Here is a 12,561-nt window from a genome sequence, read left to right on the forward strand (position 1 = left end):
ATTTTGGCTTTGAAACATCAATCAATGAGTGATCTGTCTCTATCATTAACCGGTTTTTTGGTTCCCTGCACTCAAGTTATTTGATTGCGTCGTTCAATGGGCGTTGAATGTAGTTGACATTACTCTCTTGAATTTGGACACAACATGCTGACTTTGTATGGTTCTCTGCCTTCTCCTTATGTTCGTCGTATACGCATCTTGCTGGACGGAAAAGATGTTGAATTTGTTCCGATGAACATCTTCGAGGAAAAACAACGTGAGTTTTTGATTTCAAAGAATCCGACATTAAAAATTCCTATGTTGGAGGATGACGGTAAGTTCATCTTTGATTCCAATGTTATCTATCGATATCTACAAGAAAAGTTTGGCTGCATTGATTTAACCTGGCAGCAAGAGAACCTGCTGACAGTGATTAACGCAGTAAACGATTCGATGGTTCAGCTGTTGACGCTTAAGCGATCAGGCTTTGATGTCCAAGACGATACCTTTTGTTTCAACCTTCATCGTGAACGTGCGGCTGTTGCGTTTGAACACCTTGATGATGCGGCGGCACAAGGACAGTTTGCGGACTGGGATTACCCCGCGATTTGTCTCTATTGCCTTCTTGATTGGGTCGCTTTTCGGGAGCTTTATGATTGGTCAGCGTTTGCAAATTTGAATCGATTCTTTACGTCTAATCAAACACGAGAACCCGTCAAAGCGACTGAACCGACAGATTGATATTGAGCAAAAAGCCCGGTTTTCACGGGCTTTTTGTAAATAATCAAAATACGGTCGATACAGTCTCTGTCACATTAAAGTGATTATCGACGAGGTGAACCTGACGCCATTTGTCCATGGTGAGGCACGGATGACTCTGGCTGAAGGCTAACATGTCGCCGGGCTTGATGTCGGTGGTCAAGGGTACATCTATCATCAGATGTTGATCCATAATCTCTGTTGCTTGCCAGTCAGCAAAATTTGAGGCAATGGCTCTGCCTTTGCGGAAATGACGAACGACGCCTGGGTAGCCGGCATCGAAAGCCACATCGCGTTTACCAAGATTCACAACAACTTTGCCATCTTCCGGTACTGAGCAGACGATTGCCCACACCTCGAGGCAGTTGGTCAGTTCACCGGGGATCTCACAAAGAGAGGGGCTTCTCAGTAATACTTTATCTTGTGCGTCTTGGTAGATGCCGCAGTCGTGCGTCACGTAACAGCCCGGTCGTAACACCGGCAAAACATTCAGCGGTAGATCTGCTTTTGAAAATACGTCAGCCACAATGTCATACCATGCCGAGCCAGCGCCTGTCGCAATCACCTGATCATCATCAAATGCATCTTCCACCATCAGGCGTTTGAGTGTCGAAACAGCACGTTCAATAAACTGTCTGACCAAGATTTCTGGGTCGTCACCATGCACAACGCCTTCGTAGAACTCAATACCGGTTAAACGAATAGACGCATGTTTGGCGATTTCGGCGACCAGTCGGTCAACCTGCTTGTCAGTCCTGCATCCACAACGCCCTCCGGGCACACCGAGTTCGATCATGACATTCAGTGTTTGGTTGTGCTCGGCAAAAAAGTCTGCAAGGTCTCGAACGTTATCAATGGAGTCGACAACACAAAAGTAATTTACATCTCGGTCTTCTTGCATCGCCGCAATGATTTTCATGTTGGCGCGACCCACAAGTTGGTTCGCCATGATGAGGTTTCTGGCGCCGCTGCGGTATGCGTTATAGATTTGTACGGGGGTTGCAAATGTCAGCCCCCATGCGCCAATTTTGCGCTGTCGGGTGAAGATATAGGGAGTCATGGTTGTTTTGGCGTGTGGTGCGAAAAGGACACCCTGTCGGTCGCAGAACTCCTGCATCCACATCAGGTTTTCTTCAAGTTGTTCAGCAAAAATAACGGCAGCCGGAAGGCTTATTTCTTCACGCACTAAATTAGGTGAACCTCCTATTTCCTCAGGCAGAAAACAATATCCCTTCTCCATATCAAACACTTACTCCTATTGTGTGATCTGAACAACTGCATGTTAGTTAGTATCACGATGTCAAAAAATTTATCTTGTTATACTATTGACTAAAAAGTCATTAATTACATAGTTTTGCGAGATGTTACTTGTTTAACCATGTTAGAAACTAACATACAAATTGCGGAATAGTGATCTAGTTAACAAATATGTTAGCTAAATGTCACTAAATTATCGTGGAACAAACGCGGAGGCACAATGACTCAACAGACAGATATTCTCACTCGCATTGCAATTTGTCTGCCCAATCTAAGAGAGGCAGAGAAGAAAGTCGCGAACACAATCAAAGACGATCCAGTGTTTTGTTCGCAGGCAAATATCTCAGATATCGCCAAAAGAGTGGGTGTCAGTGAAGCCAGTGTGACGCGTTTGGCGAAAGCTTTGGGGTGTAAAGATGTCCGCGAAATGAAGGTGCTGTTGGCACAATCGCTGGCTGTTGGGCAGCGCTTCGTCGCTACTCCTGTTAACACCGATATCGGCGGGATTTTTCAGGGGATAAGAGATTTGCTTGATCACAATGAGAAACGTATTGATGAGATGGCCTTGAAAGAATCGGTACGTGTTATCAGCAAGGCTGAAAATACCATCATTTTTGGCTGTGGCGGTGGGTCCACCATAATGGCTCAAGAGGCCCAAAACAGAATGTTCAGGTTGGGTATTCGCTGCAGCGCAGTCACCGATGGTTTAATGGCCCGTATGATGGCATCGACGCTCAGAGCGGGAGATGTACTTCTTGTCTTTTCACTGACGGGTTACACACCGGAAGTGCTTGAGATCAGCATGATTGCCAAACGTTACGGTGCAAGAGTGGTCGCGATTACCCAAGCGGGGTCTCCACTGGCGACGGTGATGGACTGCGGCTTGTTGATGGAAACCTTTGAGGGTGACGATATATATCGTCCTACATCGTCACGTTACGCAGCGCTGTTGATGCTCGATATTCTGGCTCTCCGGCTGGCGCAAGTAAATGGTGAAGACACACAGGACAACCTAAGACGAATCAAGGTCAGCCTGGATGAGCATCGCAAAGGCCATGACAGACTACCCTTGGGGGATTAAGCACAATGTCAGCACGATTTGACTCAGTGATTGTAGATGTGATGTTGGTAGACGGTACGGGTCAGCCAGCAAAATCTGCCGATATCGCCATATCGGGTGACCGCATTGCGGCCATTGGTCAGTTCAATGCTGAAGACGCTGATACTGTATTCGAGGGAAAAGGGTATTGCTTGGCACCCGGCTTTATTGATGTTCATACCCATGACGATACCAATGTGATTCATTCGCCGGAAATGATGGCGAAGATCAGTCAGGGGGTAACGACTGTCATTGTGGGTAACTGTGGTATTAGTGCCTCTCCTGTGATTTTAGATGGTGACCCACCCGATCCAATGAATCTGCTCGGCGATCGATTCGACTTCACCTATCCCGATTTCGCGAGCTACGCATCGGCCGTTGAAACAGCACGTCCAAGCGTGAATGTTGCTGCACTGATTGGGCATACTTCGCTTAGAGCATCGACACTTTCTGATCTCAAGCAGCCTGCAACTGAAGAACAAATTACGGCAATGCGCGATGCGCTGAGGTTGGCACTGCAGCAAGGTGCGATTGGTCTCAGTTCAGGCCTTGCGTACAGCTCTGCAATGGCGGCACCGAATTCAGAAGTCATTGCGCTGGCCTGTGAACTCTCCACGTATGGCGGTGTCTACACCACGCATTTACGCTCCGAGTTTGCAGAGATTCTCGCGGCGATGGATGAAGCCTTTGAAGTGGGCGATATGGCTAAAGTCCCTGTTGTGCTCTCGCATCACAAATGTGCGGGTAAGGCGAACTGGGGGCGGACAAAGCAAACACTGGCCAAAATTGACGAAATGCGTTGCAAACAACACGTGGCGCTGGATTGCTACCCATATACCGCGAGTTCAAGCAATCTCGATATCAAGCAGGTCACCGCAGATTACGATATCCAAATTACCTGGTCAGATAGCGAACCCGATCAGGCCGGCAGGTTGTTGGTTGATATTGCAAAAGAATGGGGTGTATCTATTGAAGACGCCGCGCGTCGTTTGCAGCCAGCAGGAGCGGTTTACCATTGTATGCTGGCTGACGATCTTGAGCGTGTGCTCTCACATCCTGCTTGTATGGTTGGCTCTGACGGGCTTCCCAACGACCCCAAGCCTCATCCACGTCTTTGGGGCACCTTTCCGAGAGTTCTGGGACACTACTCAAGAGATCTCGGATTACTGACCATTGAAGAGGCCGTGCGCAAAATGACGGGCTTGTCAGCGAGTGAGTTTGGCCTTGTAGAACGCGGCGTCATCAAAGTGGGTAACTATGCAGACCTCGTTCTGTTTAACCCCGAAAAAGTGAAAGATGTGGCGGATTATCAAAATCCAGTCAGACAGGCGGAAGGAATTCATGCAGTCTGGGTGAATGGCGAGTTGTCGTTTACTGACGGAAAAGTCACCCAAAACCGACGGGGAAGACTGCTTAGGCGTGCATCATCTCCGCTAGCAAAACCCATGAAGGGTGAGGAGTCATGATGGCAATTACACGCTATGGAGTAGAAGGCGGACAGGGTACCGGTGGTCAACACCTACCCTTTTCAAGGGCAGTCGAAGCTGGTGGCTGGCTCTACGTATCAGGACAAACGCCTATGATTGACGGCGAAGTCGTCGAAAGGGGGATTGTCGACCAGTCGCGAATCGCGATTGACAATTGTCTGAAGATTATGAAAGAGGCGGGTTATGGTCTTGAGCATGTCGTACACGCAAAAGTCGTGCTGACAGATGCCCGCTACTTTCAGTCATTCAACAAAGTGTTTAAAGAGATATTTGGTGAGCATCCACCTGCACGGATCTGCCTCGTTGCCGATCTGGTGGTTGATTGTAAAGTCGAAGTGGATGTGACTTGCTACAAACCGTAAACAATAACAAAAAACAAATATAAGAACGCGCATAGAGCCGTCCTCAGGGATTACTCAGCCTTCGTCAGGCTGTAAGTAAGTTTGCTGTTGAGGAACACAAAGATGGAAGTTTTGCGGCAACGACTCGTCACTGTCCAACAGGTCAGTGTTAGGCTCAATCGTGCCTCGTGGGCATACTGATGGCAATTTTGCTGGTTGATGTCTGGCTTGGCGTATTAGACAGATATGTGTTGCACCTTCAACTTGCTTGGGTTGAAGAGTTAGCGCGCTACATCATGATCTGGGGGATTATGCTCGCAGTGCCATGCTGCACGGCTGCACGTGAGCACATGGGGTTAAGGCTTGTTGTTGATAGGTTACCTTTATTCCCGCAGCAACTGCTTTCGATTGCGATTGGTGTTACCAGCGTCGGCTTCTTCACATTGATTGCTGTTACGGGTATTGCGTTTGCTGAAAAGGGCTTTCAGCAGTTTTCGACCGTGTTTGCCTTGCCTATGTTTTGGGCCTACCTCGCTATTCCCGTGACCTTTGGTCTCACCGCCTTTCAAGGACTGTTGGTGCTAGCCCTTGACGTGATAGCGCTGTTCGAATCTCGTCATTCGGATGTGAAAGGGGCGGTCTCATGATTGTCGCAATGCTTTTCATTCTCCTACTCGTGCTGGGCGCACCTATTACCGTCGCGCTTGGCGTTGCTGGTGTGTCGGGATTATTTGATATCGGCGGTGCTCATTTTGCCTCCCTCGCTCCGTCGAAAATATTCAATGGCCTCAATGTTTTCCCGTTTCTTGCTATGCCCTTCTTCATTTTGTCGGCTGAAATCATGAATCACACCGGCATCACCCGCCAATTGGTGCTGTTAGCTGATGCGATGGTCGGCCACAAGCGTGGTGGCCTCGCGCACTCGAATATGCTCGCATCTGTTTTCTTTTCCGGCATCACAGGCGCTGCAACCGCTGACGCGGCAGCTTTCGGGCGCACGTTAGTGCCTGCGATGGAGCGTCAGGGTTACGGGCGGGCTTATGCCTGCGCTGTCACTGCTGCTGGCTCCATTATTGGGCCAACTATCCCCCTTCCGGCCTTATGGTCATTTACGGAAGCCTGATGGGCGTGTCTATTGGAGGCCTCTTTGCCACCGGTGTGTTGCCGGGGCTTTTAGTGTGTGCCATTTGCATGATCATTATCGCCGTTACCGCGAAAAGAAAAGGTCTCCCCAAGACTGACTGCCCAGCGAGATTCGGCGAAATTATGGCTCGTGTGAAAGATGCCTCGCTGGCGTTGATTATGCCGCTCATTATTATTGGCGGGATTGTTTTTGGTATCGTGACACCAACAGAAGCCGCTTCCATTGCGGTTGCCTACGCGCTTTTCTTGGGTGCGGTGGTCTTTCGTAACGTGAGCTTAAACGATCTCTACCAGATGTTGGTTAGGACTGCTCAACTGACTGCGGTGATTTATTTAATCATCGGCTCAGCGGGCATTGTTGGCTGGTGGATGAGCTTTAATCAAATTCCTCAGCAGATTGCAGAAGCGTTTCTTGCGATTACAGACAACAAAGATCTGGTTTTGCTGATGATCATTGGTCTGTTGCTGGTAGTGGGAACCATCATGGATATCAATGTGATGTTGGTAATACTGGCGCCCATCCTGATCCCTCTGACCGAACAAATCGGCATGGACCCACTTCATGCTGGCATTGTGTTTGTACTTGCACTGAATATTTCTTTGATGACACCACCAATAGGTGCTTGCTTGTTTGTGTTGTCATCAGTGACTGGCGAGCGGTTGGAAAACATTGCTAGAGAGCTCATGCCTTTTCTTATCGGGCAAATAGCACTGTTACTGACTATCGCATATAACGAAGAGTTAGCCCTGTTTATACCGAGGATGCTTGGGTACTGAAGATAAATATGTTGACGGAACAACAATAAATAGCCGTCTCGTTTAAAAGCGGAGAGCAAAATGTCTACAAAGATAATCACCTCGATACTTGCTGCGTTATTGTTTTCACCAACGGCGGCGGCTGAAAAGGTCATTCGTTTTGCGCATGACAATAAAGCAGATCCAATGGAAAACCCTGCCCATGCATTTACAGCTGTGTTCAAAAATATTGTCGAAACGGCAACAAATGGCAGCGTGAAAGTACAGGTATTTCCGAGTAACCAACTCGGCAGTGCAAAGGAGCATGTCCAGATGGTACGTGATGGACAGCTTCAAGCCACGCTGACCTCGGTTGGCGCGCTGGCGGGTTATTACCCCAAAATCGGTGTGCTGGATGTACCTTTTGTTTTCACCAGCAACGCCTCCACTTATCGTGTCTTTGACGGTGAGTTTGGGCAAATTCTTGCCAGAGATATTGAAAAAGATCTGGGAAATGTAAAGGTGCTGGCGTTTCCTGATACGGGTGGTTTTTTTTCTATCACGAATTCAGAAAGAGCGCTGAAAACCCTGAAAGACTTTAAAGGCCTCAGGATTCGTACCATGACGCTACCCACCCACCAAGCCATTATTCAGTCTCTGGGCGCACAGGCTTACCCGCTTGCGTGGGGTGAGGTGTATACCTCCTTACAGACTGGCGTTATTGATGGACAAATGAACCCTATTCCCACTGTGTCATTTGCTAAGTTCAATGAAGTTCAGGAATACCTGACCCTGACCAATCATTTGTTTGCCCCTTATACCTTCATGATGAACAAAACGGTCTACGACAGCCTTTCGACAGAGGAGAAAAAAATTGTCTCTGATGCAACGGAAATTGCTCTTAGCGCCAACCGTGGACTCTCGCGTTTAATTGAAGCGTCCAAAGATCGCGGTCTTGAAGGCTGAAGGCAAAAATGAAAGTCAATGCGCTTGCGCCAGAAGAGCGCGAGAAGATGCGTAAAGCGGCGCAACCTGCGGTTGAAGCTCAAATTGAGTCTGCATTGGGAGAGCCGGGTGTGATGATGATGAAACAATTCCTTAAAGCCGTTGATGATGCGAATTCTACGCATTATCTGCAGTAGTGGATTTTCGGGGTCAGGAGTTTGTCGGCCCGTTAGGAGAAAAATAATGACTATAAAAAAACGCGCCGCCTTCATTGGTGAGGGCATGGTCGAACTCAGAGGTTCGCCCTTCGGTGAGATGTCGCAATATTATGGTGGAGACACAGTAAACACCGCCTCATACTTGGCAAGGCTTGGGAAAGCCTTTACCGAGGTAAACTTTGTCACAGCTGTCGGTACCGATGACCTCAGCAATGGCATGGTTGAGCGAATGCAAGCCGATGGCATTCGGACCAGCTTTGTCATGCGGGACGAAAAAAGGCAGCCTGGCCTATACATGATAAAGCTTGATGAGAAAGGAGAGAGGTCTTTCCAGTATTGGCGGGTTGATTCAGCGGCACGTGCAATGTTTCGCCACAAACAATTCAGTCAAATCAGCGAACAACTGCAGTACTCTGATTTGATTTACCTGACCGCAATTTCTGTGGCCATATTGATGGACAATGACAGGCGTCATCTGAGAGCGTTGCTGGGTAAAGCGCGCCAGAACAACGCGCAAGTTGTATTCGACTCCAACTACCGACCATCACTCTGGCAGATATTCCTTCGGCAAGGCGGTGGTATCTGAGGATTGTGAATTACGTTGATATCGCGATGGTGTCGTTCGAGGATGAAAAACAACTCTGGGGTGACCCTTCCCCTGAATTCACTTGTGAGCGGCTTCATGAACTCAAAGTCAAAACGGTGGTGGTGAAACTTGCGGGTGCAGGTTGTTTACTCAGTGTTGACGGCGAACAGACGCATATTGAAACAGACTGTGTTGATTTACCGCTGGATACCACAGGCGCCGGTGACGCGTTTAATGGGGCTTTTCTCGCAAATTTGTGTGCGGGTGAAGATCTCACCGAATGTTGCCGACAGGGAAATAAACTCGGTGGTCGCGTTATTCGTCATCACGGTGCAATTATTGGTGATGACTATACGCGAGATATGCTGGTGGACAGAAAAAAGCCCACATTGGCGGCACACCAACATGATGCCATGTTCGGTTAGTTGCGGTCATGAAGGCTCTTGGGGTGGCTATTATTGTCTTTTTCTCCTTGGCTATTTCACCGTTGACGGCACGTACTGCCATGACGGGTGATAGGGGCACTTATGCTTTATGATGTGTCGTAGGTGGTCTCACAAACAGTGATCACCTACGGTGACGTCTTCCCCTTGCCATAATGCACCAGATATAGGAAGTGCTTACTTCTTTTGGGTGTATTCAGCAGATGTAATAAACTGCCCAAAGGATTCACACCAGACAATAACAGCCTTGTACTTTGATGGGTCAAAATCATCAGGTAAATCGACAATGAAGTTTTCAAATGTTTTCACCTGACCAACCTGAGCCATATTGGCTTTGAGTCTATTGAAGTCGGCTTCCGTTTCTACGAATTCCGGTGAAAAATACAGGTAGTAGTCTGGACCTGGAGCGAGCTCTCCTGTGAATACGACCTGATCGTCACCGATTGACACTTCTCCCTCGCCCCAATGCAAACCATCACTGTCTTCTCGGTCTTTCGTAAAGGCTCCGGTATATTCACTCGCCTGAACAGCGCTTTGGATGCTCACTGAGTCTGGTGGTGGTGGTGCGATTAATATGGGTAGTACATACAAACCCGCAGCAAAGCCAATTCCCAGCACCAATGAATGTGAAACAAGCAGTCCAATTACAAGTGATTTTTTCATTATGTATTCTCCGATCTCTCTTTGGCTGATACGTATTACACACTACTCAACGGATAGCACTGAGATAAGACACCGCTTTTGCCACTTTCCTTTCAAACATTATCCGTCTTTGCGTTAAAGCGTTCACAAGTTTACGCCAAAGCCAAAATAGAGTAAGCATATTAGGCGCGTCGTATTGGTTTGTTCAGATAATTGATAAGAATTTTCTACTCTTTGAAAGTAGCTTATCAGCGTTGAGAGCCGCTTGGGCGAATTGGATTGCAGCGTCTTCGATTGCTGCATGGAAAGATTTATAGCGGGAACATTTGGATGTTGTTGGCAACCTGAGTCTGCGTTAACTTCGAAGCTGTCATCCATTCCAATGGCGGGCTGCCCGAGGTGGCTTCGGGAGATACCAAAGCCTTGGATAGCGTAGCTATATGATTGAGACCAACCAGTGATAAGGAGAGTCCCGCATTGCGGGACAAGGGAAGTCTTGGTATATCAGGTAGTACTTTCTGACCCCTGTGATGGGCTTTAAACGTGTAACTAACACCTGTAACTATTGGTCGTATTGCGTAGTTACGCTTTCATATATTCGGACGCGTAATACCGCTTATTTTCGGTCGTTTGGTTTTATCGCAGTGCTTGAATGCGTTTTTTTGCCGGGTTTCAGCTATCAAATTCGCTAAATCAATAAAACTCGAGGGTAATGTGGGAGAAGACAATGCCAGTAGCTCAGCCAGCTTTAGCTCACTGGTACCGAAGTTCATATCACCACTCGCATGACAAAACTCAGCAATTTGACGTAGCCAAGGCGTATTTATATCGAAAGCAGTGAGAAACGTCTGCTTCACTGCAACAATGCGCTCAGGCATCACCTCAGTAGTAAAACACACATCAATAAAGTGTACAGGGTCGAAAGACTCTTCAAACGAGCTTCCTTTACAGCCGTTTTTATAAGTAACCACATTTTGAAAAGGGAGAGCGAAAAGTGTTATGTGGCTGAGGCTGTTGGTATCTTGTGATAGTACCCGGCGAGTGCTTTCATCATCAAGCCATTGCCGTGCGTGACGATAATTGGATAACGATGGCCATTTGTCTGATCAATAATCCGTAGGGCATGAGGTAAGTTATTAATACCCTTGTAATTTGATATTACGACATTGTCTTTTTCGTAGTCAATGCCAGCACGTTCAAGAAGTATCGGAAAAGTAACTTCTTCTAACTCTCCCTCAACTAACAGGTAGATACGTTGAGCAAGCGATGATTTACGAATGACGGCCTTACGCTGGAGTTCATTAAGGACTTGCTCCTGCGCACATTTTTCGATGGACATACCCATACTCTTTTATTCCTCTCAAAGCAGGGCGTCAGCTAACGGCGGAATATCAGACTCTCACCCAAACTGACGTCATAAACTTATTTTTAAAATCTCCTGCATGTCTAAGGTTGGCTGGCCTTACGGGACTGTGAAAAGCGTTTAAAGCGAAAAATACAAAATGGAGCTTCTAATTTTTTATGCTGAAGCATACCAAACTAGGCACGTCGTAAGAACTTTGTCTAAGAGGCATTGCTTCAAAATCGAAGAAGTTTTATGAGTAATTTTGCATATGTTCGTAACAGTATTTTCTCTTCCCGTTGACGAGTGGGAGTGGAACGCAAGCAAGCTCATGTTAAATATGGTGACGGGACTTATACCGTTAGACTCTATTGTCCTACGCTCGCTCGAGAAAAGCGTGAGGCCATTGATACGCTCAGAAGGCGACGATAAAGGTTTTAAGAAACGACGCTGGTGATGAACAGTCGTTTACAAGGCAGCGTGGCGTCACTCGCACTGAATACAATATCGTTTATCGACTCGAAGACATCATCGTCAAAGTTATTATGATTGGTGCTACAAGTGAAAATCTAGCGGGAGATTGGTATGGCACGAAAACATATTTCTAGCGGTTCAGAATTCGAGGCGTTGGTAGGCTACTCGCGCGCGGTTGTTGATGGTGATTTTGTCTTTGTTTCTGGCACTACAGGATACGACTATAGCAACATGACCATCAGTGATGATGTCGTTGAACAGGCCGATCAATGCCTGAAGAATATTCAGCAGGCATTGGTTGAAGCGGGGAGTGATATGGCTGATGTGGTTCGCGTGACTTATATCCTCCCGAATCGCGACGACTTCCAGCCGTGTTGGCCCGTACTAGAAAAATGGCTGGGAAGAGTGCGCCCCGCTGCGACTATGTATGAAGCCCGCTTGATGAACGATGAAATGAAAATCGAGATTCAGGTGACGGCGAAAAAAACGCATGAAAATCGTAGATAAACGTACACATAAATCGACTTTATAAGTTCAGCAGTTAATCGATGCCAAAAACACGTCACTCACCGTTGCTCTGTTGAACCTGAGCGGTGCTTGTTTTACCGGGGCGCCGTTCAGTGTCATCGCATCTCCTAATTTCACTTCTAGCGAATTCAACGTGTCAAAGTCTTCTGGATAAAAGATATTGATAAAGAAGCTGATGTATTCGCTCCCCTTTCTTGGTGGACGTTTGTCCACGGTGACTTTACTCGTGGTCATTGCTATTCCATCACCGAGTATCTTCACTTTATTGGGATCAAACTCAATCCCATCGCTTTCGGTCTGAATGTAGATACCAACGTAAGAATGTGTTCCGTCATCAGAGGGTTTGATTTTGAGGTAATAATCATCAGTTTCACGAGAAAGTGCGTCTTTCCCTGTTCTCTGATAGCCGCAGCCTTGGGACGTTGTCAGGATACCATCGTCGGGGTTTGGCGCTAGGTAGGTGCGCGACGTTGGAATAGGCACGCAGCCTGAGAGAAACAGGGAGAAACAAATCAGAAAAACAGGCAGTTTGGGCATTGAGAAGGGTACTCCAATGTAAAAGCATTACACGTAACCCTAAGTG

The 12,561-nt window shown here is 47.4% G+C and carries 15 protein-coding genes and 1 pseudogene; 11 read left to right on the plus strand and 5 right to left on the minus strand.

What is annotated here, in order from left to right:
- The first annotated feature begins 144 nt into the window (after nucleotides 1-144).
- Nucleotides 145-720 carry a glutathione S-transferase family protein gene (locus CS022_RS19520; protein ID WP_235869785.1) on the plus strand — a complete coding sequence of 192 codons (576 nt, stop codon included), beginning with the start codon at nucleotides 145-147 and terminating at the stop codon, nucleotides 718-720.
- 43 nt (nucleotides 721-763) lie between these two features.
- Here the strand turns inward: CS022_RS19520 and CS022_RS19525 are convergent, their stop codons facing one another.
- Complete coding sequence (locus CS022_RS19525; protein ID WP_129123643.1) at nucleotides 764-1,978, minus strand: amino acid deaminase; 1,215 nt, start codon at nucleotides 1,976-1,978, stop codon at nucleotides 764-766.
- A 237-nt stretch (nucleotides 1,979-2,215) separates the two neighbouring features.
- On the opposite strand from CS022_RS19525, the gene CS022_RS19530 reads away from it, so the two are divergent.
- The 9 genes and pseudogenes from CS022_RS19530 (at nucleotide 2,216) to CS022_RS27460 (ending at nucleotide 8,974) form a co-directional block, all read left to right on the plus strand.
- Nucleotides 2,216-3,076, plus strand: a complete 861-nt coding sequence (locus tag CS022_RS19530) for a MurR/RpiR family transcriptional regulator (RefSeq protein ID WP_129123644.1) — start codon at nucleotides 2,216-2,218, stop codon at nucleotides 3,074-3,076.
- Between the two features lie 5 nt (nucleotides 3,077-3,081).
- Complete coding sequence (locus tag CS022_RS19535; RefSeq protein ID WP_129123645.1) at nucleotides 3,082-4,560, plus strand: N-acyl-D-amino-acid deacylase family protein; 1,479 nt, start codon at nucleotides 3,082-3,084, stop codon at nucleotides 4,558-4,560.
- Nucleotides 4,560-4,943: a RidA family protein gene (locus CS022_RS19540; RefSeq protein ID WP_129123646.1), complete on the plus strand. Its 384-nt coding sequence runs from the start codon at nucleotides 4,560-4,562 to the stop codon at nucleotides 4,941-4,943. The genes CS022_RS19535 and CS022_RS19540 overlap by 1 nt, the downstream gene beginning before the upstream one ends.
- 179 nt (nucleotides 4,944-5,122) lie before the next feature.
- Nucleotides 5,123-5,569 (plus strand): TRAP transporter small permease, encoded by a 447-nt coding sequence (locus tag CS022_RS19545; protein WP_129123647.1) that lies wholly within the window; start codon nucleotides 5,123-5,125, stop codon nucleotides 5,567-5,569.
- Nucleotides 5,570-5,577: 8 nt separating this feature from the next.
- A pseudogene (locus CS022_RS19550) lies at nucleotides 5,578-6,842 on the plus strand (TRAP transporter large permease).
- A gap of 60 nt (nucleotides 6,843-6,902) precedes the next feature.
- Nucleotides 6,903-7,766, plus strand: coding sequence for a TRAP transporter substrate-binding protein (locus CS022_RS19555; protein WP_235869787.1), 864 nt, complete (start codon nucleotides 6,903-6,905; stop codon nucleotides 7,764-7,766).
- Between the two features lie 8 nt (nucleotides 7,767-7,774).
- A complete protein-coding gene (locus CS022_RS26740) occupies nucleotides 7,775-7,942 on the plus strand; it encodes a hypothetical protein (protein ID WP_235869789.1) in 168 nt (55 codons plus the stop codon).
- Between the two features lie 46 nt (nucleotides 7,943-7,988).
- The gene (locus tag CS022_RS27455; RefSeq protein ID WP_161569682.1) at nucleotides 7,989-8,549 is read left to right on the plus strand and encodes a PfkB family carbohydrate kinase; all 561 of its coding nucleotides are present in this window, start codon (nucleotides 7,989-7,991) and stop codon (nucleotides 8,547-8,549) included.
- 5 nt (nucleotides 8,550-8,554) lie between these two features.
- Nucleotides 8,555-8,974 carry a carbohydrate kinase family protein gene (locus tag CS022_RS27460; RefSeq protein WP_161569683.1) on the plus strand — a complete coding sequence of 140 codons (420 nt, stop codon included), beginning with the start codon at nucleotides 8,555-8,557 and terminating at the stop codon, nucleotides 8,972-8,974.
- Between the two features lie 195 nt (nucleotides 8,975-9,169).
- Here the strand turns inward: CS022_RS27460 and CS022_RS19570 are convergent, their stop codons facing one another.
- The 3 genes from CS022_RS19570 to CS022_RS19580 all read right to left on the minus strand — a co-directional run bounded on the left by CS022_RS19570 (nucleotide 9,170) and on the right by CS022_RS19580 (nucleotide 10,973).
- A complete protein-coding gene (locus CS022_RS19570; RefSeq protein WP_129123650.1) occupies nucleotides 9,170-9,655 on the minus strand; it encodes a DM13 domain-containing protein in 486 nt (161 codons plus the stop codon).
- 569 nt (nucleotides 9,656-10,224) lie between these two features.
- Nucleotides 10,225-10,512 (minus strand): hypothetical protein, encoded by a 288-nt coding sequence (locus CS022_RS19575; RefSeq protein ID WP_129123651.1) that lies wholly within the window; start codon nucleotides 10,510-10,512, stop codon nucleotides 10,225-10,227.
- Nucleotides 10,513-10,631: 119 nt separating this feature from the next.
- Nucleotides 10,632-10,973: a TOPRIM nucleotidyl transferase/hydrolase domain-containing protein gene (locus CS022_RS19580; protein ID WP_129123652.1), complete on the minus strand. Its 342-nt coding sequence runs from the start codon at nucleotides 10,971-10,973 to the stop codon at nucleotides 10,632-10,634.
- A gap of 588 nt (nucleotides 10,974-11,561) precedes the next feature.
- Between CS022_RS19580 and CS022_RS19585 the strand changes: the two genes are divergently transcribed.
- On the plus strand, nucleotides 11,562-11,957 hold the full coding sequence (locus CS022_RS19585; protein ID WP_129123653.1) for a RidA family protein: 396 nt from the start codon (nucleotides 11,562-11,564) through the stop codon (nucleotides 11,955-11,957).
- Between the two features lie 27 nt (nucleotides 11,958-11,984).
- Here the strand turns inward: CS022_RS19585 and CS022_RS19590 are convergent, their stop codons facing one another.
- Nucleotides 11,985-12,515 carry a hypothetical protein gene (locus CS022_RS19590; RefSeq protein WP_129123654.1) on the minus strand — a complete coding sequence of 177 codons (531 nt, stop codon included), beginning with the start codon at nucleotides 12,513-12,515 and terminating at the stop codon, nucleotides 11,985-11,987.
- Nucleotides 12,516-12,561 lie beyond the last annotated feature (46 nt).

Source organism: Veronia nyctiphanis (assembly GCF_004116385.1).
Classification (GTDB): Bacteria; Pseudomonadota; Gammaproteobacteria; order Enterobacterales; family Vibrionaceae; genus Veronia; species Veronia nyctiphanis.